Source organism: Clostridium thermarum (assembly GCF_006351925.1).
Classification (GTDB): domain Bacteria; phylum Bacillota; class Clostridia; order Clostridiales; family Clostridiaceae; genus Clostridium_AU; species Clostridium_AU thermarum.
The window spans coordinates 543,348-567,592 of the sequence record NZ_CP040924.1 but is presented as its reverse complement, the minus strand read 5'-3'; the positions used below and the strand labels follow the sequence as shown (position 1 = coordinate 567,592).

Below are 24,245 nucleotides of genomic sequence, written 5' to 3'. Positions count from 1 at the left end.
CTGGTGCTAATTATTGTTTAACAGGATAATGGAAGATACGCACTGGGGGTGACGTATCTTTCACTATCCTGTAGGTTAATTCTAACTAAATCAGTTATTTAGAGTTATTAGTAGTAGGTGTCCAATTCTTTATTCTGTACTGTATACCTTCGTTAATAGCATCAAGGTAAGCCTTTGGATTACAGTTATTGAACTCCTCTACAAAGGCGTTCCACTGTGCTTCAAAATCAGCAGAATTTGATGCAATAACTCTTGGAAGCCACTTAAGTCTTGCGTCTTCTAATTGGGTATTTGCTATAGAAGCCGGTGAGTTAGCCGGAATATTGATATTCCATGCCGGATAGTGTACAGGGTTCTCAGGAGCATCTCCCATCATTCCTGCCCTACTTACAACACCATATTGCTTGAAAAAGTTTCTATCATACTCATTTAGGCTCTTTTCAAATTGTATTGGGTTGTCATTTATAGCTGTTGCATTTCCATCACTATATTGTCCTTCTATCTTTGGCATATAGCTGTAGATAGCTGCCGCTCTGTTTGCAGCCTTATAAGCATTGTCATTGTTATTTACTTCTTGTTCATCTGACCAAACTGGTTGTCCAGTAGCAGCATCTATGGAGTAATCTTCTCCTTCAACTCCCCAGTTAAGAAGCTTCTGCCATTTTTCAGACATTAGCAGATTGAGAGCATAAATTACTCTTTCAGGTTCTTCACAGTTCTTTGTAATAGCAAAACCGTTCCCAAGGTTTACTACGCTACGGTCTCTATAGTAAGGTTTAATTCCTTCATAAGTTAGAGCAAGCGGAGCATAGGTCCTTTCATATCTCTTATCCTTTAAAAGAGTTTCTTCAGCACTTTGGAAATGCCATCCCTGGTCATACATACCAAGTACACGGCCGCTGGCGATCTTTTGTAGATACTGGTCTTTATTCTGAGTAATAGCCTCTCTGTCAAGAACACCTTTATTATACATTTCATTTAATTTCTTAAAATATGTCTTAGATATTTCCTTATCTGCATAAAGTTCTGCAACACCATCTTTTACAATAACTCCACCGTCATTTGGTGATCCTGCCAACTGTGCAGGAGCATTTTCCAATACGAAGGATGATCCTGCTACAGCCAAGGTCTCAAAGCCGATTGTTGGCTGTCCATCTATAGTTGGATTCTTTTTCATATAGTCTTCTATAAGGTTAAAATACTGGTCAAGAGTAGTTACCTTTGGATAACCTGCTTGGGCAAGTACATCCTTTTGGATCCAGAAGGCTGGTCCACCATAATAATTTGCAGTATACTTACCATGGTAAACTCCCCAGTTAGGCATGCAGTAAATATGTTGATCATTCTGGTCCTTCATCTTTTCCCAGTGTGGTTCATAATGACTGTATATATCCGGCGCATATTTTTGAATTAGCTCTTCAAGAGGTATAAGGGTATTTGCATCTTGGAATTTGGAGTTATAGGTTACCAAGTCAGGTAAATCATCACCGGCTATCATAACGCCAAGCTTCTGATTAATGTCACCTGCCAGCAATTCAATTTCAAAGGTTATTCCCAGTTCTTCCTTGATCTTCTTGTAAATTTTGTTGTCCGGTGTGGCTGCAGGAATTGTGGAATCACCAATGAACACAGAAATAGTTATTGGATTTTCTGGACTTACCAAAGGTTTGTCTTCTGATTTTGTTTCTCCGTTTTGGCTAGGTTGGCTGGTTTCAGCAGGCTGTTTGCTGTTGTTATCTTTTTTACACCCTACCAAGGTTGTCAATGAAACTGCAAAAGCCATACACAAAGCCATTATTGCCTTTTTTTTCATTTCAGTATCCCCCTTACACTTTTTACATTCAAGACCATATTGCCTTGTATACATACATTATAAATAGTAAACGAATACATAACAATTTATCAAATTAAAGGTATAACCCCCTTATTTTTTACATTTATATTTAATGTATGCCATTTCTAAACTCCATAGGTTTCATGCCGGTGTACTTTTGAAACTTCTGCAGAAAGCCATTATAACTGCTGTAGCCCACCTCTTCGGCAATTTCATGATTCTTTAAATTGGTAGTCTTCATAAGCCTTTTAGCTTCTTCTATACGCAATTTATGTATGTATTCATTAAAGCTAACTTTAAACTTCCGTGTAAAAAGTTGACCAAGATAAGCCGGATGCATATATACCTTGTCTGCCAGTTCCCGTATGGTAATGTTTCTTTTATAGTTTTCACTTATAAAAGTTTCAATCTTTGCCATATTACTTTCTTCCCCCCTATGCTGTGTCTTCTTTAAGTGTTCACAGCAGTACAGGCAGAAGTCCTCAAAAAACTTCTTAAGCTCCCACATAGTTCTCTCATGTCCCTTAAGTTCACGTATGGTATGATTGTACATAAGCTTCCTCGTCCTATTCTCTGATTGATATAACAATTTATTTACCTTGTCTATCATATTTGAGGTAAACATTATGACTATATTGGGATCAAGGTTGTGGCTTTGAAAATAGGAGAAGATTGTATCAATTGTATCCTTTATCTTCCCTATGTCAACTTCCTCCACAGCCTCGAGGACTTTATCAGACATAAAGAGTTCATTAAACTCAAATTTGAAACTCTTATTCCTAACCTCATCAAAAGGAATCAATGAGTTCAAGCCTCTGTAAAATCTATGACTTAAAGCTGCTTCTGCTGTGCTGTAGGAATGATTTATTGCCTCTATTCCCAGTACCTTTTCTCCCACAGCCATTGTAAAGCCTGAAGAAAGAACTGAAAGAATACCTTCATATATTCTTCCAGCTATACTATTTATTTTGCTCTCATGAGCTTCCTCATCATTTAGACTTGCTAAAATCACATATCTATATAAACCATGTTCAAGCACAAAGGTATTATGGTCGTCTCCTACTACCCTATCAATAGCTTCCCCTACCTTTTGCCTTATGTCTTTTATCCCCGCTTCTTCTTGAGCTTCAAGCTCTATGACAATGCAATTCCAGCTCTTGAGAAGGTCTTCTTCATCCATAATAACCTTAAGATATTCTAAAAATTCCTCTTTCACATTGCCTCGGATTAAATTGCTCAGAACTGCATTCACAGCGGCAGTCAGGTCCCTTTCTGCGCTTTCCTTATCCCTGCGCTGCTTATCCATCTCCTTTTTAATCTCCAGGATTATTTCATATATCTCCTCCTCCACAACAGGCTTTTGAAGGTAGTATCTTACCGAATACTGCATTGCCTTCTTGGCGTATTCGAACTCACCAAAGCCGCTGATTACTATAAACTTTATATTTTCTTTCCCCTTTTCCCTGGCATGCCTGATCAAATCCAAGCCATCCATAACCGGCATTTTAATATCCGTCACTACAAGCTCAGGTTCATATTTTTCTATAACTTCAGCCGCTTCCCTGCCCCCGCTGCAAGCTCCACAAACTGAAAAACCAAGTTTCTCCCAATCTATTACATACTTCAATACTTCCAAGGCCATAGGTTCATCATCTACTAACAAAACCTTGTACATTAAATCTCCCCCTCTCAACATGCCAAGTGTTAGCTAATTTTTTGTAACCCGAATTAGTTCAACTTCCCCTTCAAAGAAGTTTCCCGAATTAGTAATTAATAATGAGTAATGAGTAATTTCATCCTTAATTACTCATCACTCATTACTAATTTAAAAATTGCTTAGCAATTTTTTAATGTAAACTCACAGCATACTCGTGCTGTTTACTTACATCTATCCCATAATGCACAACAGTGCCTTTATTAAGCTCACTATTTATATAAAATTCCACCTCGTCACCGTAGTATAACTTTAGCCGTTTATACACATTGCTGATACCGACTTTTTCAGCGGAATCTTCTTTCTCCAGCATGTCAAGGATATCATGGAGTTTATCGGGTTCAATGCCTGAGCCGTTATCTTCAACATCCACACTTAGATAATCTCCCTTCCGCCTTACATGTATTTTTACTATGCCTACCCCGTCACTGCTCTGAATTCCGTACTTACAGGCATTCTCCACCAGAGTCTGTATGCTCATCTTAGGCACCTTTAATTCAAGTATTTCCTCGTCCACCTGGATTTCATAGTGGAACTTTTCCAGAAAACGAAATTTCTCTATCTTAAGGTACATTTCAGTAAAGGAAATCTCCTCCCGTACTGTAACTATGTCATCCTTCCAGCTTATTAACCTTCTGAATATCTTGGAAAGATACTTTATAACTTCTGTCAAATCTTCGTAGTTATTTTTAACGCAGATGGCCATTACCGCATTTAGTGTGTTAAAAAGAAAGTGTGGATCTACCTGGCTCTGGAGAAAGTTCAATTCTGCTTGTACTCTTTGAATTTCCAGATCCTTTTTCTTTAGCTGAAGCTTGTACACATCATTGATCAAAGTATTTATTTTAGAAGTCATCATATTGAAACTCTGTACCAGTTCCCCAATCTCGTCCTTACCTCTGGCTATTTCAATAAGTTCGAATTTTTCATTTTCCACTCCCTTCATATGCTTATGGAGCTTTTTAAGCCTGTAATTATAGGATCTTACAATAATCCAAATAAGCATTGAAGATATGAGGGTTACTGCAAAAATAATGCAGGGGATATAAATATTAGATTGTCCTGATGCATTGACAACGGGGTTACTGCTGGGGACACCGATTATTTTCCATCCGCTTAAAAAATTGCCACTCCTGAAAGTTCGGATTAGATAGTTACTGTTCTCTTTACTTTTATAGAGGCTGCTGAAATCAGTAAACCCCTTTGATAAATCCTTTTCCCATCTTCCGCCTGTGGAGCAGATAACCCGGTCCTGGGGATCCACCAAAAATAAGTCCAAGTAATCTCTTTCCCTGTAAAATATCTCATATAATTTGTTTATATCAATATCTATTTTCAAAACGTGTTCATAACCTTGAGAACTTGAAGTAAACTCGGTGAGTCTCCTCAAAACACTTATATATTGAACATAGTTACCCCCACCATCGCTGGATTTGTCTAAGTATGTGTATAAGCCTACCTTATTGCTTAATTTATGAACCTCTCTATACCAGGAAGAATTCCTAATCTGTGCGTCAATATAATAGTAGTTACCACCGCTGTCTATAGTATCGTTAGTTGTATACAGGGCTATTTGCTTAACGTCATTATAGATAGGCAAATATCTATTTAGTTTATCCCTCAGTAAGTCATGATAGGCTGCATAGTACTCAGAATCGTTTTTGTACTGTCTATCCATCATCTCATACAGATATTTATCAGTAGATACGGAATGGCTTATATCAACACAGCCATAGATTATGGATGAGATATCCGATATTACCCTATTCATGGATATATTATAGTTTTCTATCTCCCTTTCCTTAACATCCATAGATATCTTTCTCCAAAAGATTAGATTGATTGTTAAGATGGGTACGAGTACACAAAAAATGTATATTATTGTGAACTTTGAATTTAACGGAATATCATTTATGAAATTCAACAATCCCTTTTTGCCATGCAAAATGATACACTCCTCACCGCTCAAGCATATTTTGTTTTTTTCTATAATCAGAAGGTACTTGATGGGTAATTGCTTTAAACTTATTCACAAAGTACTCGGAGTCACTATAGCCTACCATTGAAGCAATGGCTGAGATTTTCATATTTGTCCTCCTAAGCAATTTTTTAGCCTCCTCTATACGAACACTGTGCAAATAATCAGTGAAATGCATACCTGCAGTTTTAGCAAAAACTTGTCCCAGATATACCGGATTAACAAAATATTCTTTTGCAACCTGCTGAAGTTTTAAGTCCTTCTGATAATTTTGATGTATATAATTCTTAATCTCGATAATAATATCCTTGGAACTCCTGCAGCTAATATTCTTGTAATAATCAGCCAGGTACAAGACCAAGTCATAAAAGTCTTCTTTTAAGGAATCAATAGATGTTTTCCCTACAGTCATGGCAATATGCTCGAGTCTGCTTATAATTTCATCTGCTCTTCCATTATGGGCCTGTATGTTTTTTACCAGCTCAAATTCAATACTTTTTATATAGTTAGTAATAACCTCTGTGGCACACTTTTTATCATAGAATTCATCAAAGACATTTTTGATCTTTTCTTCTATCCCGGGAAGGTTACAGGATAATATATCTCTCACTAAGTTTTCAGGATTTGTTTCGTAAAAATTATAGTTCAAAGAAATGTTCTTAAATTTTTCATAGTAAAGTACTTCCCTGTCACTCTGAAAAAGCCTGTATTGAAGTGCTATCAAAGCCTGTCTGTATAGCTTGCCCACATTTTTTGTTTCTCTTGCTTTTTCACTCAAGGACATGCAAACTAAGCATCCGCATTTTTGCTCTATCTCCTTCTTTAAATTCTCAAGATAATTCTCCTTCTGCATAATGAATTCCTCCGTAAGGATTATGCCGAATCGATGAATATCCTCTTCAAAAATTTTTAGCACATGGTCATTGCCTACTGTGTCTTCAATGGCTTTTCGTACAGATAATCTTTTTCTTTGAAGTTCTAAATCTTCAAGCTTATTCATCCATTTTTCAAACTGACTAATTTCCAATAGGGCGCATCTAAAATAGGTATCCTCTTTCAAGCTGAGGATACGTTTACATTTTTCTAGCAATTCCTCACTGATTTCATCTTTTATTAGTCTGTTAATATAATTGTTGGCTGCAAATTTCAGTTTATTGGCCTCAGCTTCAAGAGTACCAATTTCAGTTTTAATTTGGTCCGTCACTCTCATTAAAGCCGGAAGTATTTCTTCATCATCTATAGGTTTCAATATATAATCACTGACTCCATAACGCATTGCTGTCTTAGCATATTCAAATTCACTATAGGCACTTGAAATAATAAACTTCGTCCTCAAGTACAATATTTCCGATGCCTGTTGTAAAAGCTGAAGGCCATTGACCTTTGGCATTCGAATGTCCACAATGGCTAAATGTGGATTATATTGCTTTAAAAATTCTAAGGCTTCTTCACCATTTGATGCCCTGCCGCATACAACATACCCCAAGGACTTCCAGTCAATAAGTTTTTCTAAGAGTTGTATTACTGCAGGTTCATCATCAACTAATAAAACCTTAAACATTGAAACATCTCCCCCATCACCAATCTATTACCTGACCTATGATAATTTTACCACCCAGCATAAATGTTTTACAATATAGGTTTTAATTGTCAGTAATTATATATTTCCAAAAGAAGTTAAATTTATAGGGGGTAGATATTTAGTTTACTGAATACTTACGTTCCGACAAAAATGATAAAATCATGATGTAAACATTTACTAAAACAATCATATCAAGGAGGGAAATATGAAGAGAAAAGTTTCAAAAATCCTTAGCTATGTAATGTCTGCCTGCATGATTGTCGGAATTTGGGCAACTACCCCTGTTCAAAGGGTCTCAGCGGATACCCCCACTGAGGATGACATAATTGTCAATGAAACCTTTGAAGATGGTACTACCTCCGGTTGGACTCCCAGAGGTCCTGTGACGTTGACAGCAGTTACAGAGGCTGCTGCCAGTGGAGACCATAGTATGAAGGTTACAGGAAGAACCGCTGCATGGAATGGCCCATCAATAAACTTGAACGGAAAGCTCTTAAAAGGTGCAACCTATAACTTATCTTTAAAGGTAAGAGTTGTACCAGGCCAGGCCGAAGAGCAGGCAGAAAATACGAATCAGCTTATAACAGTGACAATGCTTAGAAGAGAAAGCACAGCAACTTCTGACAGCTATGACACTATAGCCTACCAAAACACAGTGAACGAAGAATCTTGGACAACCATTACAGGTACCTATACCCCGGCCTATGATGCTTATACTACACTGGCACTATATGTAGAAGCACCAAATGCTGCATTGGAGTTTTATGTTGACGATGTAGTTATAACGGGCCGCAAGGTAGATAATGGCGGAACCGTGCCCAGGAATCCAAATGCTCCTCCTGCTGGAACCAATATAGTATCTAATCCCAACTTTGAGGATGGAACTACTGACGGTTGGTATGGAAGAGGAACAGCACAGATTGAAGCCACCAAAGAAGATGCTGCCAGCGGAGAGTACAGTCTTAAGGTTACCGGAAGAACTCAGAACTGGAACGGACCTGCTGTCTCCCTGATAGATAAAATTAATTTGGGCAGTACCTACACTGTTTCACTTAAGGTAAAAGCTGTACCGGGACAATCCGGTCTAAAAACCGTTTCCGTTACAACTGAGAGGACTATAGACGGTGCTCAATCCTGGATCAATTTAAAATCCAATGTAGGTATCAGCGATAGCTATTGGACTACTATCGACACAGAAATGTCCTTATTGGATGCAACCCCTGCCATGACTCAATTGGATCTATACGTTGAATCTTCCAATGGGAACTTGGAGTTTTATGTTGATGATGTATCAGTGGTTGAAATTGGCGGAAGTGGTCCACTACCAGTTCAGACAGACATTCCTTCTTTAAAGGATGTATTTAAAGATTACTTCACCATAGGCGGTGCAGTAGTACCTGAAACCATTGCAGCAGGCAGCTTATCAGAACAGCTTGTTAGAAAGCATTATGCAATGATAGTTCCCGGTAATCATATGAAGCCGGATGCACTTCAAGGAACAGAAGGCAACTTTACCTTTGAATATGCCGATAAAATTGTAGATTATGCCATAGCAAACAATATGTCTATGAGAGGTCATACCTTAGTTTGGCATTCACAGATACCTGATTGGTTCTTCCAGGATCCTGATGATCCATCCAAGCCTGCTTCAAAAGAACTGCTGCTGGAAAGGGAAAGAACCCATATAACAACAGTATTAAAGCATTTCAAAGAGAAGTACGGTGAGAACAATCCTATTATTTACTGGGATGTTGTTAATGAAGTAATCGGTGATGACGGCAACTATAGAAACTCCAAATGGTATCAGATTGCCGGTCCCGATTATATCAAAGTAGCCTTTGAGGCTGCCCGGGCAGCAGATCCGGACATGAAGCTTGTTATCAATGACTACAATATAGAAAACAACGGTGCAAAAACCGAAAAATTCTATCAGGTAGTAAAGAAATTACTTGAGGCTGGTACTCCTATCGATGCTATAGGTATGCAGATGCACATGAGTACAAATACTTCCATGGATGCTGTTAAAGCCTCTATAGAAAAGTTAGCCGAACTGGGTCTTGAAATTCAGATTACAGAACTGGATCTTACTATAGAAGATTCTCCAATAACTAGCGCTAGCTACGCTAAGCAAGCAAGAATGTACAAGCAATTCTTCGATTTTATAAAGACAAAAGACTATATCGATGTAGTAATGATATGGGGAGTAACAGATGCAGATTCTTGGAGAGGCGATAAAGTGCCATTGTTATTTGACAAACGGCTTCAAGCTAAAGATGCATACTGGGCTATTGTAGATCCTTCAGAAGCTAACATCGATAGACAAAGTGCAAAATCAGCAGAAGGAAGTCCTAAAAATGCAGATGACGTTATCTGGTCTACAATCCAACCTATTTCAGCTAACATCTTTGCCTCTGGACTAGACGGTGCTTCTGCAAAGGTTCAGACAATGTGGGACAGCCAAAATCTTTATATAAAAGCATATATAAGTGATGCTACTCCTGACAGTAAGGATAGTGTAGATATATATATAGATAAAAAAGGAGATAGATCTACCAGCTATCAGTCAGATGACGAACATATAAATGTTAAACGTGATGAATGCAGCCGTGATGCTAATGGATATACCGTATATAAGGTAATACCTATTGCCGACTATTCACCGGAATTAGGAAAAACTATTGGCTTTGATATCAGGGTTAATGATGATAAGGGAAGCGGAAATGTAGATTCACAGGCAGTATGGAATGACTACGCTAATAGACAAGATACAAATACAGCTTACTTTGGTGACTTAGTTCTATCCGGTCCTTCATTACTGGCTAACGCTGCATATGGTACTCCAACTATAGACGGAACTATAGATTCTGTATGGAATAAGGCAACTAGCTTGGAAACTAATACTTGGGTTCAAGGTAACTCTGGAGCAACAGCCAAGTTCAGAACTCTGTGGAATGAAAATGAGCTGTATGTATTAGCAGAGGTTAAAGATGATCATCTAAATAAAGCAAATGTAAATGATTATGAACAGGATTCCATAGAGATTTTCTTGGATCAAAATAATAATAAGACAGCTTATTACGAAGCTGATGATTACCAGCTCAGAGTAAACTATGACAATCAGCAAAGCTTTGGTAGCACAGGACCACTGGAAGGCTTTAGGTCCGCTACGAAAATAACTGATAAGGGATATATAGTTGAAGCTGCTGTACCACTTTCAGCTATAACTCCTAAGGCCGGAACTATTATAGGCTTTGATCTGCAAGTTAACAATGCAGATGACAGCGGTTCAAGAGTAAGTGTAGTTACTTGGTGTGACCCATCCGGTAATTCCTGGTCAAGTACTTCAGGCTTGGGAAACTTACAGCTTGTAGCTAATCAAACTGAACCTGGCACAGGCGGTGGAACTGAACCTGGCACAGGCGGTGGGACTCAACCTGGTACAGGCGGTGGGACTCAACCTGGTACAGGCGGTGGAACTGAACCTGGCACAGGCGGTGGAACTGAACCTGGTACAGGCGGTGGAGATGTTAATACACCAACTGAAAAGGCTATAGTACGTCTTGGCGGTGCAAACAGATACGAAACAAGTATCAAAATTTCACAGTTAGGATGGACTACTGCTGACAATGTAGTTCTTGTAAGAGGCGATGATTTTGCTGACGCATTGACAGCAGCACCATTTGCTAAGCAGTTAAATGCACCGGTACTTCTGACTTCATCTAAGGCTCTTGATGCAAACGCAGAGGCCGAAATAATTAGATTAGCTGCTAAGAAGGTATATATCATTGGCGGTTTAGGAGCTATATCTACAGAAGTAGAAAATACAATTAAGGCAATGGGCATTACTGTAGAAAGAATAAGCGGAAACGACAGATATGCTACTGCCCTTGCAATCGCTAATAGGATGCCTGTTAAGAAACAAGTATTCCTGGCTACAGGCAAGGACTATGCAGATGCACTTTCAATATCTTCTTATGCAGCAGCCACCGGAAGCCCAATCCTTCTTACTGCTGGCAACCAATTAACTGCTGAAGCTGCAAAATTCATAAAGGATAACAACAGCAGGGTTTATGTAATTGGTGGTACCGGAGTAATTTCAGAAGCTGCTGTTAAAGGTATAGCAAAAGCAGAAAGAATAGCAGGCACCGACAGATATGCTACAAATTCAGCAGTTTTGGAAAAGTTTGCTGCAGAATATGATTTCTCAACTATTCACCTTGCTACTGGAAGCAATTATCCTGATGCAATCTGCGGATCAGCTTTGGCTGGCAGAGAGAAAGCACCTATAATACTGGTAAACAGTAAGGATATAACTTCTCAGAGGACTTTTGTAAAGTCAGTTATATCAAAAGTCAGTAAGGTTAAAGTTCTTGGTGGTGAAGGTGTGTTAACCCCAGGAACCGTAGAAAGCATACTAAATTAATAGATACCAAAATATACAGGGGCTGTCGCTAAAAAAAGAGCGTCAGCTCTTTTTTATAGAGTCTGGCGCCCTTAATAAGAAAATGGCAAAACAATAAAATAAAAAAATAACATCCCTTCCGCATTATTCCGCGTATTAAGCGTATTAAGCGTCTTCAGTGATAAGTATTTTCTATAAACTACCTGCTAAAAATCCACTATCCTATTAAAGGAAGCTTTAGGCTGACTCTTAACGTCAAAAATCAGCGGCCAATCTTTTCTACCGGGAACCGGGAAATTGTCCTTCCAGGTATACTTGTCACTTACTCCCCAGAAGGTCACTGAAGTAATGACATCCTTATACTCTCTGAAGACAGAGAATATATTATCATATACCATTTCCTGGAGATACAACATTTCTGATGTAGGTTCAACCAGATCCTTTCTCCTATCTTCAAATTCAAACATAGATACATCCATCTCTGTTATCTGAATTTGAAGTCCCAGGGATGCATAGCGTTCTATGGCCTTTCTTAAATTACCGATGAGATTTCTGTCCCAAATATTCCAATGGGCCTGGAGGCCTACCCCATCCATTGGGGTTCCCTTTTCCACTAACTCCTTTAACATCTTATAGGTCTTTTCCATCTTATAGGGAATCTCATTGTTGTAGTCATTATAGATAAGAGCAGCTTCACTGTCCTCTGCCTTTACGATTTCAAAGACGGTCTTAATGTAGTCCTCCCCTAGAATTCTCCTCCATTTTGTGTCCCTGTACTGCTCATTTAACTTATCTTCTATGGCCTCATTTACTACATCCCAGGCATATACTACGTCCTTATAACGATTACAAACAACCTTTACATGTTCTTTTAATCTTTCCAGCACTAACTCCCTAGAGGCTTCTCTTCCGTTCTTATCTAAAAATACCCAGTCAGAAGTTTGATTGTGCCATACAAAGGTATGTCCTCTCATCTTCATATTATTATTAAGGGCAAATTCTTTCATCTTGTCAGCCTTTTCAAAGTCATACCAGTCCTCTTTAGGATGAATCTCTCCAAACTTCATGGCATTTTCAGCAGTGATACTGTTAAAATGTCTTTTAAGCAGGTCTCCATGCAGGCCCTGTAAATCTTCTACAGTTACTGCCGCACCGATTTTGAAATAATTCTTATAAGTCTCTGCTAATGATTGAATCTTTTGCATAACCCTACCTTCCTTTCTAATTGACAATGGACAATTTAAGTGGCTTTTCCCGGGAAGCTGTGAATGACTATAATCTGATAATCTCTCCGCCTTTGATTTCTACGCTTCTGTCATCAACATTTATCCATACAGATATGGCACTTGGATTATAGACAATTTCTCCATTTGCTGAAAATTCCAAGGACCTTAAGGCTTTAACATATCTCACTATCTCTATGTTTGTGGCATACCATATGTCTTCCCTGCCGGACATGAGCCTGCAGAACTCCTCAATTAAGTCCCAATTGTTCTCTCTGTCAAACTCAAAACTATGGCCCCAAACATACATTAATTTTAGCTTTCCCTTATAGTCATATTCCAAAAACCTCTTGCCTGTTTCAATAAGATTATCACTATGATGGCAGGTAGCAGGCCATGTTAAAAAGTTTTCCGGCATTCTGAAGTCATGATGTGAAATCACCGTTCTGGAATATTCCATTCCCAAAATCTTAAGGGTTTCTACTATTTTGTCATTAAAACCCCCAAACGGATAGGACATGCCTTTTATAGGATAACCTACCAAAGTCTCAAGGTTCTTTCTGTCTTCAATTATTTCCTTCACTACTTCCTCCACAGGAATGCAGTCTAAAAAAGGATGAGTCACTGTATGAACTGACACTTCATGTCCTTTATAAAGTTCTGCCACTTCCTCGGCGTTGATAAAGGGTTCTCTGCCGAAAGTACCGGAATTCAAATGGAAGGTACCCTTTATTCCATACTTGTTAAAAATGTTTACAAGCTTTCTGTCAAAAATCTGTCCGTCATCGTAGCTCATGGTCAGAGCTTTAGTTTTGCCCTGCGGAAACAAATCAAATCTAATCTTCATATTCTTCACCTCTAACTTTTATGATAACATTTCCTAAAATTATTTAACATGGAATATATTATTTTATTTGCATATTCTTTTTCAAATTATCCATTGACATTTCTTGACTACAAGTGTAAACTAAAATCATATCGCAACTACATTTGTAATCAGAGGTGGATATAATGAGTAAATATAACATAAGTGAAGCAGAATGGAAGGTTATGGAGTGCTTATGGAAAAATGACAGTTTAACCCTAAAGCAGATTTCAGAGGAGCTAAAAGACACAAAATGGAGCTATACTACCATAAGGACAATGGTAACAAGGCTTATGGAAAAAGGAGCAATAGGTGCGGATAAGTCCTCAACGTCAAACTTTAAATACTACGCACTTGCTCCTGAAAAAGAATGTAAGCTGGAAGAGACCAGGAGCTTTCTCAAGAGAGTTTTTGGCGGTTCAATATCTACTATGGTGGCTACCTTGGCAAAGCAGGAGACCCTATCAAAAGAGGAAGTTGCTGAACTAAAAAAGATAATTGAAAATATGGAAGGAGATCAGTGATAGCATGGAGACTCTTATAAATATATCTGTTGCTACTTCTATAACAGCCTTAATAATCTTAGGGATTAAGAACCTGCTAAAGACTAGAATTTCTCCCAAATGGCAATTCGCGCTTTGGATCATACTGGCCTTAAGACTTTTGGTACCGGTACTGCCTGAAAGTAGGGTAAGTGTTCTAAATACTGTACCACAGGTTAAAAAAATAGAAGTTGTCAAAAAGTCAACAATTGGTCCCATAGAAAATACCCTACAGAAAAATGAAGCCTACGTTACTGGACAGGTGGTAATCGGAGAGCAAAATAAGCAAATCACCTTCAGCAAAACCCTTATGGATAATGTTCTGCTGATATGGAGCACCGGTTCATTAATCATGTTATCCTACAGTACCTTGGTTTACCTGTTATATCACAAAAAGACAAGAAGATTTATACCTGCAGAAGATCCATCAGTATATGCAGTATTGGAAGAATGTAAAAAAGAGTTGGGTATAAGCTCTGATATCAAAATCAGAATAGGTGGAGATACCCCATTGTTAAAGGGATTATTTAAGCCTGAGATAATCTTGCCTGAAGGATACACTGAGCAGGAGCTGAAAAGTGTATTCATGCACGAGCTCATGCACTATAAGCACAAGGATATCCTGTGGAGTGTACTTAGTACATTGTTGCTTTGTATCTATTGGTATAATCCTATAATGTGGATCTGTTTCAAGGTCTTCAGAAGAGATATGGAGATTTTATGTGACTACAGGGTATTAGAAGTCTACTCTGACAGAAAGACCTATGCCTCCGTACTTCTAAAAACTGCCCTGAATCGAAATAACTATCTCCCCTGCACCACTTCTATGCAGAATGGTGAAAAAGACATAAGCAAGAGAATCAAGTATATTGCCTATTTCAAAAAGCCCAAGGTACTTGGAAGCTTTATTGCTCTTGCTGCAGCTGCAATAATTACAATAGTTTGCCTTACAGATCCTTCACAAAAGACTTCTCCGGAAGTTAAAGACACCATAATATCCTCCGGCACCACATTGAATTATGATGAACTCTATAGCTACAAGACCTTATATGTGGGAAGTGCAAGTAACGTTGGAAACATTTCTTCCCGCTTATATTACTCCCAGTATGGAAAGGGAATTTCTCTGCAGACCTATACTGAACCCTATGGGGCAACTATAAATTATAAGGTCACACCAAAGCAGTTTAACGGTGAGGACAGTATCGATAATTCTGCCGAAATGAGAAAAAATGCAGCCATTATGCTCTGTCTCATTGATAATGTGGATTATATTACCTTTAACTTTGAGAATGGAAGAGAGATCAGAAAATATACCTTTTCCAGAAATTCAGTAGAAAAGGTCTTAGGGGTAAGTACCAGAGACTATTCCGTATCTCTGGAGAAGTTTAAAGGAGAGTTTATACCACTAATAGATAAGCAGGATTGGAGTTCATTAAAGCCCTCTTCCTTCATAATTAATAACGAGGTGGCAGAGCAGGTTGAGAAGAAGCTAAACACTATTATGGAATCCCCTGCTGCATCAAGCAATCCGGCAGATTACATCAAAGCCCATCAGAATGAATATGAGGATATACTAAAAATGGGCGACGATGCTCTATCCTATATGCTTTCACTGTTTGAGCAGAGGGAAGTTAACGGACTTAAAGCCCATGTAATGATGCAGCTTTGTATTGACCTGTTAGGAAATAGAAACAATGTAAAGGCCGGCTCCTATTCTTCACCGGAAGAATGGTACAGCAAACTTTCACCATATACGCCTGCAAAGCTTCCCCCTTTCAAATATGAAGGTAATGATACTATTCTTAAACTGGTTTACTCCGCTGCACTAAATAAGTACTCAGCAGTTGTTTCTATAACTGATCCTCATACAGCTATAGCGCCTGATAGTGATTACTTGACAATTGTAGCTCCAAAGGTTTATGGAACCTATGAAAAGGGAAATGAGCTAAGGATATTCGCCAACGTTTACTACAGCGGCTTTAGACTCTATGATAAGACTATTAACGAAGAAGGCGCCGGAATAGTTCCTGCAGCAATAATATACACAAAGAACGATGATGGTACCTACAGCTTCAAGGACTACATCGAAGCAAAAGACGGGGCAGACTTCAAGGAATCCATTGAAGAATTTTGCAGTCCTAAGGATGACATAGCCAAGTCAATATTACAGGAATACGGCAAGCATGAAGAGCTATCTAAGCTAATGCGTGAAAACCTGACGAATTACCTTAAACAAAACAATTTGGATTGTATTTCAGACAAACAAAATGGCTAAGGAAAAAAGTAGTACCGACAACAGGATATCAAGTTCTGCTCTACGCAATCATGTACTTACCGTCTTCATTATCAGCTTTATTTTTCTCCTATTACCTTGCAGCCCGGATATTGCACTAATTTATTCCCTAATAGTGGCTATATCCCATTACATTATAGATAAGATAAAATGCAAAAAAACTTTTGAAACACCTAGAAAAAGATTTATTGGATTTATTGTAGATCAAATCTACCACATTATTGTTATAGTTCTTTCTTGGATATTAGTTGAGTATTTTTGGGGAACATATAAAACATGGCTGGGTAATATTATCTACTTAAAATTTGGTTATCTACTTTCTTGAAACCAATACTTCAATATCTTTCTTTCCATTTAGTCTCCCGTTAAAGTCAAAGACAGATGTAAAAATGAAGAATGCAAATACTATCTCCCATAGCTGCAAAAACACTAATGAAGAAAATAGATATTTAGTTAGTAAATATATTGGAATATTTGAAAGACTGATTATTATAACACTTGTTTTAAAAGATTCCTATTCAGCAATCGCATTTGTCTTTACCGCCAAATCACTGGCAAGAGCAAATGATATAATTAAAAAAAGTGATGACTTTGCAGGCTACTACTTAGTTGGAACCTTGTTAAGTACAGCACTTGCCATCCTCGGTGGTATCTTTCTTCAACTGATACTTATATAATGCTAGTGATGCATACATAATCCTATTAAAAATCAGCTTAATAGCTTTAGCCTAAAATCTAGTCAATCAATTTAAATTTACCTATATAATTATCAACGGAAAGCAATTGACTTAGCTTTGAATCAACCGCTTTCCGTTAACTATTATCTATAAACTCAAATATTTTTGATAAGTTACTCTCCGCACCTTTAATAATATGCCATTTTGCTCTTTCACAATTCCCTTGTACCGCTTGCTTAGTTAGATTAAGTATTCTTGCAGCCTTTTCGTAGGTACCATATTCGTCGTACATTTGCACAGAGTTCCACTTACTTTCCCACCATTCAGCCATAATTACATCCATCAATTCAAAAATAGTTTGTATTGCAACAGACAAATTACTATCCTTCATACTTATGCATGTACTATTACTTTCTCTGTTTTGCTTCAAATTATCTATTGCTTTTCTGGCGAAATAAAATGCATTTCCATTCATGTCCCAAGAGTTTAGTCTTGTATAATGCTCCTCCAAAATATGAGTCACATCATTATAATCCATTGCCACCTCATCATCTATATTATTTAAATAGAAATAATCTATCTCGCCTAGCCCTAACCCAACTCTTAATTTAAAGGGCTGGCAGTAAAATCTTAGGTAGCGAATTAATACAGGAATATTCTTTAGCTCACCGCATACGCATTGTATTTCATCACCTCTTGATGAACGGAAAGGAGTTATTGTCTTGATTCCAAGCTCCAGCAATCTTTTATTTAAGTTACTAATCTTCTTGTCCAGCAGACTTTTGGGATTTTCATTAGGATTGCACGGAATACCTTTTTTAGATCCAACTATATCCGCAGTTATCACTGCGAATTGCTTTTCCTTCAACTCAATTCACTCCTTTCTAAAAACCATATAATATTTTTATTATTAACACTTGCTTGTCCGTATAATCACATATTGCTCAATACAACTAGATTGTATACCATAAAACCAAAAAAATCCATGTTAAGTTTATCAATACCGCTATTGCTTCCCTTTTTCCTAGTGACTAACAGCAGTTTTATCATTACTTATAAATCTTATCCATAGTAAATCCTCTTCCCCTAACCTCATTGACCTGATTGATTATCATAAAGGCCTTCGGATCTATGGAAGAAACCAGCTGGTTCAGCTTAGGAAGCTCACGGTTTGTTATTACTGTAAGCACAACCAGGCAGTCGTTACGGCAGTATCCTGTCTCTGCCTCAATCAGCGTTGAGCCCCTGTCCAAATGTCGTATTATCATTTGATTGATCTCTTCATACTTCTCACTGATGATCTTAACCTGTGTACGGGATTTTCCAAGCAGCAGTACCTTATCCAACACAACGGTATAAGTCAATACCAGCAGTATACCGTAAAGCACCTGTTCCTTATTTGCAAAGAGCATCTGTGAAATCAGTATAGTGAAGTCCATGGCATACATCACCACAGAAACTGAAAAACCAAACTTTTTATTTAGTACCAAGGGTGGAATGTCCATACCACCGGTGGAAGCTCCTGCTTTAATTACAACACCAATGGCAAAGCCTATCATTATGCCGGCATATATTGCAGACAATAGTCTATCCGAGGTAATATTGTGTAAAAAATCTACCTTCTGAAAAGCTCCCAGGATCAAGGGGTAGAAGAAGGTACTAATTAGAGTTGTCAGCGCAAAGGTACGTCCAAGAATCAAAGCCCCCAGAATGAACATTGTAACATTAAAGATAGAAACAAATACAGTAACCGGGATCCCAAGTTGATGATAGAATAGGAGTGCCAGTCCCGTAGTTCCTCCCGTTATAAGACCATTAGGAAGAATAAAGGCAGTCACCGCCAAAGCATATATAGTATTTCCTAAAAAGATGAGGGCTATATTTTTCAATGGTGTTGAAAATCTTTTAACCATATGATTCTGCTCCTTTAAGAGTTTCCGTAAATTGTCCATATCACTCAAAATATTAACAGTTTCTAAAGGTAATGTAAAGGATGATAGCTATATATAATTTTTAGTCATGCGATAAATTAATAACATTTTTTAAAAGAAAGTCAAATTTTTTTGGAAGTTAACTGCTTTTCAAACCTTTTAGCAGTTTTGTGTAATTTACATGTGGTAGATGAGGTAGTACCATTTTCATATATGACAAAATATTCTGTAAAATATTTACGCCGGTAGCCTGCGGGTGCACTCTAATTATAAATATAATTTAAAGGTGGTGATGATAGGATATGAGCTTCTAGTAAAGTTTGTTGTATTTGCAGCGGGGACTGTCATAAAAAAACTATAAAACATATCTTGTAAAATGGAGGTAAAATAATGAGTAAAGCCTTAAAAAAGTGTGCTATTTTCATGCTTGCTTTAGCGGTTCTTCTTTTTCAGAACGTAGTCTTTTTCCCCACTGTATATGCGGCAGATACTTCTAACTTAGCGCTAGGAAAGCCAATTACTGCCAGCAGCGTACAACAGACCTATGTAGCAACAAACGCTAATGACGGAAACGTTAACACCTACTGGGAAGGTGCTCCCGGCACATATCCCAATACTCTTACCGTTGACCTGGGGAGTGTGCAGTCAGTTTATAAGCTGGTATTAAAATTGAATACCTCCTGGGGTTCACGCACTCAAACCTTATCCGTCCTATCCAGCACCGATAATACTAACTATACCACTCGAGTAGCTTCAGCAACCTATACCTTTAATCCATCCAGCGGTAATACAGTAACAATAACCTTCACCGAAACCAACGCCAGATATATCCGCTTGAACTTTACTGCAAACAGCGGGGCTACCGGTGGCCAGGCAGCAGAATTAGAAGTTTATGGTACAGCTCCCTCAGGTACTCCTGACCTGGTTGTAACCGATATCTCCTGGAATCCTGCCAATCCGGCTGCAGGTAATGCTGTAACCTTCAGCGCCACAATCAAGAATCAGGGTACAGGTACAAAGACAGCAGGTATCATCAACGGTGTCAGCTTCATGGTGAACGGAACTCAGGTATCCTGGTCCGATAACAATACCTCAGCCTTAGCCCCAGGTGAATCTATAACAGTTACAGCTAACGGTGGTCCATCAGGTTCAGCCACATGGACTGCTACTTCAGGCAGCCATACAATTACAGCCTGGGTTGACGACGTAAACAGAATAGCAGAATCCAATGAAAACAATAACCAATACAGCGAAAGCCTTACTGTGGGAAGCAGCGGCGGAAGCGGAACTCCTGATCTTATAGTTACTGACATTACAACTTCCCCTGCTACCCCATTGACAGGAAATTTAGTTAGATTCAGCGCTGTGGTAAAAAATCAGGGTACCGGAGCCACACCGGCAGGAACAATTATAGGTGTAAGCTTCTTCGTTGACGGAACTCAGGTAAGTTGGTCCGATAACACCACCTCTTCCCTGGCACCGGGAGCATCTGTGACAGTAACTGCTAACGGAGGTCCAAGCGGGTCTGCAACTTGGACAGCTACTACCGGTAACCATACAGTAATGGCCTGGGTGGACGATGTAAATAGAATAAATGAAACTAACGAAAACAATAACCAGTACTCAAAGAACATCCCAGTTACTACTGCACCTATGCCGGATTTAGTAGTAACTAATTTAACCTGTAGCCCTGCTTCACCGGTAACCGGAGATCCAGTAACCTTTACAGCCACTGTTAAGAACGAAGGTACCGCAGCCGGAGCTCCAGGAGTTGTTTCCTTCAAGGTAGACGGAACTCAGGTTTATGCTTCACCAAGCAATACCACACCTTTAGCAGCAGGAGCAACTACTACAGTTACAGGAACATGGACAGCTACCACCGTTGGAAGTCATACAGTAACTGCAACGGTAGATAATGCAAATATTACTTCAGAAGGCAACGAAAATAACAATACCTATAGCACAAGCTTAACCGTTAACCCAAAACCCGGTGTAGACCTAATTATAACCAGTATTTCATGGTCACCTTCCTACGTTACAGCGGGAAATACAGTTACCTTCAGCGCTGTAGTTAAGAATCAGGGTACCACAGCAGGCTCTGCAGGCACTGTGGTGTTCAGAGTTAATGGAAGCCAGGTGGCCTCAGTAAACAGCTCCGCATCTATAGCTGCCGGCTCAAGCATTACTGTGAACGGAAGCGGTTCCTGGACTGCAAGCAGCGGAACCCATGTGGTAACCGCAACTGTAGACAGTAATAATACCATAGCAGAAACCGATGAGACCAATAACTCCTTCAGCACAAATCTCTCTGTAGGCAGCGGCGGCCGTGGTGCTACAATGCCCTATACAAGATATGAATCAGAAGACGCCACTATAGGTGGTGGTGCAATACTGCGTTCAGCTCCGGACTTCAACTATGCTCTTACAGCCTCAGAGGCATCAAATCAGAAATATGTAGAGCTTCCTACTGCCGGTTCCTATGTTCAGTGGACAATAAATCAGGGCGGAGCAGGAGTGACCATGAGATTTACAATGCCTGATTCTTCTGACGGTATGGGCCTAAACGGTTCATTGGACTGCTATGTAAATGGTGTTAAAGTTAAGACCATAAGCCTTACTTCCTACTTTATGTATCAATATTTCCAAGGTGATCAGCCCGGTGATGCTCCAAACGGCGGCCAGCCAGCCTTCCGTTTTGACGAAACCCACTGGCTTTTATCAACACCACTTAAAGCCGGAGACGTTCTGAGAATTCAGAAATCCGGAGACAGCTTGGTTTATGGTGTAGACTTTGTAGAGGTTGAACCTGTTCCGGATCCTATAGCTCAGCCGGCAAACTCCTTGTCAGTAACCGCATACGGTGCTGTTCCAAATGACGGCATCGATGATCTTGCAGCCTTCACCGCAGCAGTAAACGCAGCAGCTGCTCAAGGAAAGATCCTATATATACCTGCCGGTACCTTCCACTTGAATAATATGTGGGTAATAGGCTCTGTCCAAAATCCTCTTTCAGCTATGACAATTACAGGAACCGGTATATGGTATACTAATCTGCAGTTCACCAATCCTAATGCCCAAAGCGGTGGTATTTCACTTAGAATGGCCCCAACGGGTAAGTTAGATTTCGGCCATGTATATATCAACTCAAATCTAAGGTCCCGTTACGGTCAAAATGCTGTTTACAAGTGCTTTATGGACAATTTTGGTACAAACTCAAGAATTCATGACTTCTGGGAAGAACACTTTGAGTGCGGCTTCTGGGTTGGAGACTATGCCCATACTCCTGCAATTCCTGCTGATGGGTTGGTAATTGAAAACGGACGTATAAGAAACAATCTGGCTGACGGTGTAAACTTCTGTCAAGGTACAAAGAACTCCGTAGTTCGTAACTGCAGCGTAAGAAATAACGGCGACGACGGTTTGGCTATATGGCCTGATTCTACTATGGGAGCACCGATGGCAGTGAATAATTCCTTCTTATATAACACCATAGAAAACAACTGGCGTGCAGCGGCAATTGCTATCTTCGGCGGTTCCGGCCACCAGGCAAGATATAACTACATCAAGGATTGCTTTATGGGCTCCGGTATCAGATTGAATACTGTATTCCCAGGCTATCACTTTGAAAATAACACAGGAATACTTTTCTCCGATACCACTATAATAAATTCCGGTACAAGCAAGGATTGTTACAACGGCGAGCGCGGTGCCATTGACTTGGAAGCTTCAGCCACCAGCATTAAAAACATCACCTTTGAAAACATCGATATTATAAATTCACAAAGGGATGCTATACAGTTCGGTTACAGCGGAGGCTTCTCCGGTATCCTGTTCAAAAAAATCACCATTGACGGCACCGGCAAAGACTCAATAACAACTTCCAGGTTCTATGTGCCCCACTTAGGTACAGCTATTTATACCTATACAAGTAACGGGTCTGCAACCTTTACCAACCTTGTTTTGAGGAATATTGAAGCAGATCCTCCTCACCTAATTATGAATGGCTTTGTTGTAACCTTTAACTGATAAAATAGACAAGGTTGCCCGGTATGGGCAACCTTTATTGTATTTAAAAAATAACTAATTATAACTTTTACTTAAGCATATAGCTATTATTCAATATCAAAGTATTGTAAATGAACAGTACGTCCTGGTCCTTGGAAAAGTCAACATAATTCTCCAAGAGATCAGTGCCCATATATCTTAGGTCAATGAGAGTTATTTTAGCGTATCCGTGCAGGAGAAGCGGTGCAAGGCTGCTGCCAAAGGAATCCCGGAATATTATGAGTTCCTTGTCTGTGGTTGCTTCCGGGTTTGAAACAGTAAGCACCGACTTTGCGCCGCATAGGAAAAAGTCATAGGAGTCTATGGTGCCAAACTTGTCTTCCCTGTATACCTTGCTGTAGGTCTTATCTATGTGGTCATAGACCGTGGCCCTTTCCAGCAGGTCATTGGTCAAATAGACCAATTTATCCGGTTCCAGCCTCATGGCCGCCTGGCCGTAATAGGAACCATAGAAGGGGTATAGGGTCCTTTCTTCATATTGTACCTCAGGTATGTGGACATCCTTCCTAAGCTCCCTGAGCAGCATATCTGCAATGCCCCTAATCCTGTCCTGACTCCAGTGAATATCTGTTTTATAGTAGTCCTCCAACTTCAAGGCATGGAACACATCTATATAGTTCATATTGTGGACATTTTCCTCCAACAGCTTTAGCAGCTTGTCATAGTCCATAGAAAGATAACCTTTGTCTGATGCTGCAAAGTAGTTTTTGTCTGGAATTATTGCATAGCTTACCTTTTTTCCCTCTAGGTATTTGGCATAGACCTCATTAAACTTCTTAGCTGCATTGATAATGGCTTTTTCATTTAATGGATACTCCATCTTAAATATGTTTCCATCTATTATATAAATATTGTTATTGTCCTTTTGTCTGAAGACATTAAAGCTTGCTAAGGCCTTCAACTCTCTTAAGCCATCACGGAATATAAACTGGTCCAAAAAATACTTTTCATATTCTTCAAAGTAATCTCCCGTTAACAGTTTCTTCATAGAAAAGGCTGGCGGCTTGGCCAGGGTGCGCCGCTCACTGTAGGAAAGTTCTTTGTCAGGCATTAGTATATTGGCAAGCATAAGACCAAATATCGTGCACATAAAGCTGACTGTTACCGTAATATTTTTAAAGTTATTTTTCATAGCAGCA

The 24,245-nt window shown here is 39.1% G+C and carries 15 protein-coding genes; 6 read left to right on the top strand and 9 right to left on the bottom strand.

Features of this window, described 5'->3' with window-relative positions; genetic code table 11:
- Positions 1 to 94: 94 nt before the first annotated feature.
- The 4 genes from FHY60_RS02505 to FHY60_RS02490 form a co-directional block, all read right to left on the bottom strand.
- Complete coding sequence (locus FHY60_RS02505; protein WP_139903056.1) at positions 95 to 1,813, bottom strand: type 2 periplasmic-binding domain-containing protein; 1,719 nt, start codon at positions 1,811 to 1,813, stop codon at positions 95 to 97.
- A 130-nt stretch (positions 1,814 to 1,943) separates the two neighbouring features.
- The gene (locus FHY60_RS02500; RefSeq protein WP_163215705.1) at positions 1,944 to 3,509 is read right to left on the bottom strand and encodes a response regulator; all 1,566 of its coding nucleotides are present in this window, start codon (positions 3,507 to 3,509) and stop codon (positions 1,944 to 1,946) included.
- A gap of 172 nt (positions 3,510 to 3,681) precedes the next feature.
- A complete protein-coding gene (locus tag FHY60_RS02495; protein ID WP_139903051.1) occupies positions 3,682 to 5,361 on the bottom strand; it encodes a sensor histidine kinase in 1,680 nt (559 codons plus the stop codon).
- A 145-nt stretch (positions 5,362 to 5,506) separates the two neighbouring features.
- Positions 5,507 to 7,087, bottom strand: coding sequence for a response regulator transcription factor (locus tag FHY60_RS02490; RefSeq protein WP_139903048.1), 1,581 nt, complete (start codon positions 7,085 to 7,087; stop codon positions 5,507 to 5,509).
- Between the two features lie 226 nt (positions 7,088 to 7,313).
- On the opposite strand from FHY60_RS02490, the gene FHY60_RS02485 reads away from it, so the two are divergent.
- Positions 7,314 to 11,531: an endo-1,4-beta-xylanase gene (locus tag FHY60_RS02485; protein WP_139903045.1), complete on the top strand. Its 4,218-nt coding sequence runs from the start codon at positions 7,314 to 7,316 to the stop codon at positions 11,529 to 11,531.
- 185 nt (positions 11,532 to 11,716) lie between these two features.
- On the opposite strand, the gene FHY60_RS02480 is transcribed toward FHY60_RS02485, so the two are convergent.
- The gene (locus FHY60_RS02480) at positions 11,717 to 12,715 is read right to left on the bottom strand and encodes an endo-1,4-beta-xylanase (RefSeq protein WP_139903042.1); all 999 of its coding nucleotides are present in this window, start codon (positions 12,713 to 12,715) and stop codon (positions 11,717 to 11,719) included.
- A 67-nt stretch (positions 12,716 to 12,782) separates the two neighbouring features.
- Positions 12,783 to 13,580 (bottom strand): polysaccharide deacetylase family protein, encoded by a 798-nt coding sequence (locus FHY60_RS02475; protein ID WP_139903040.1) that lies wholly within the window; start codon positions 13,578 to 13,580, stop codon positions 12,783 to 12,785.
- 164 nt (positions 13,581 to 13,744) lie between these two features.
- Here FHY60_RS02475 and FHY60_RS02470 point away from each other — a divergent pair, with 164 nt between their 5' ends.
- The 4 genes from FHY60_RS02470 to FHY60_RS02455 are packed head-to-tail and all read left to right on the top strand — an operon-like array spanning position 13,745 to position 17,110.
- Positions 13,745 to 14,122, top strand: coding sequence for a BlaI/MecI/CopY family transcriptional regulator (locus FHY60_RS02470; RefSeq protein WP_139903037.1), 378 nt, complete (start codon positions 13,745 to 13,747; stop codon positions 14,120 to 14,122).
- On the top strand, positions 14,097 to 16,415 hold the full coding sequence (locus FHY60_RS02465; protein WP_180375458.1) for a M56 family metallopeptidase: 2,319 nt from the start codon (positions 14,097 to 14,099) through the stop codon (positions 16,413 to 16,415). Before FHY60_RS02470 ends, FHY60_RS02465 begins: the two co-directional genes overlap by 26 nt.
- The gene (locus tag FHY60_RS18670) at positions 16,408 to 16,758 is read left to right on the top strand and encodes a DUF3307 domain-containing protein (RefSeq protein ID WP_139903031.1); all 351 of its coding nucleotides are present in this window, start codon (positions 16,408 to 16,410) and stop codon (positions 16,756 to 16,758) included. The genes FHY60_RS02465 and FHY60_RS18670 overlap by 8 nt, the downstream gene beginning before the upstream one ends.
- Entirely contained in the window at positions 16,739 to 17,110 is a 372-nt protein-coding gene (locus FHY60_RS02455) for a hypothetical protein (protein WP_180375457.1), read from the top strand. The genes FHY60_RS18670 and FHY60_RS02455 overlap by 20 nt, the downstream gene beginning before the upstream one ends.
- 136 nt (positions 17,111 to 17,246) lie before the next feature.
- On the opposite strand, the gene FHY60_RS02450 is transcribed toward FHY60_RS02455, so the two are convergent.
- Complete coding sequence (locus tag FHY60_RS02450) at positions 17,247 to 17,978, bottom strand: SatD family protein (RefSeq protein ID WP_139903024.1); 732 nt, start codon at positions 17,976 to 17,978, stop codon at positions 17,247 to 17,249.
- A gap of 181 nt (positions 17,979 to 18,159) precedes the next feature.
- Complete coding sequence (locus FHY60_RS02445) at positions 18,160 to 19,023, bottom strand: YitT family protein (protein WP_139903019.1); 864 nt, start codon at positions 19,021 to 19,023, stop codon at positions 18,160 to 18,162.
- A gap of 408 nt (positions 19,024 to 19,431) precedes the next feature.
- Between FHY60_RS02445 and FHY60_RS02440 the strand changes: the two genes are divergently transcribed.
- On the top strand, positions 19,432 to 23,067 hold the full coding sequence (locus tag FHY60_RS02440) for a CARDB domain-containing protein (protein WP_139903016.1): 3,636 nt from the start codon (positions 19,432 to 19,434) through the stop codon (positions 23,065 to 23,067).
- Between the two features lie 67 nt (positions 23,068 to 23,134).
- Here FHY60_RS02440 and FHY60_RS02435 read toward each other — a convergent pair whose 3' ends face one another.
- Positions 23,135 to 24,238, bottom strand: a complete 1,104-nt coding sequence (locus FHY60_RS02435; protein WP_139903014.1) for a DHHW family protein — start codon at positions 24,236 to 24,238, stop codon at positions 23,135 to 23,137.
- Positions 24,239 to 24,245: the final 7 nt, after the last annotated feature.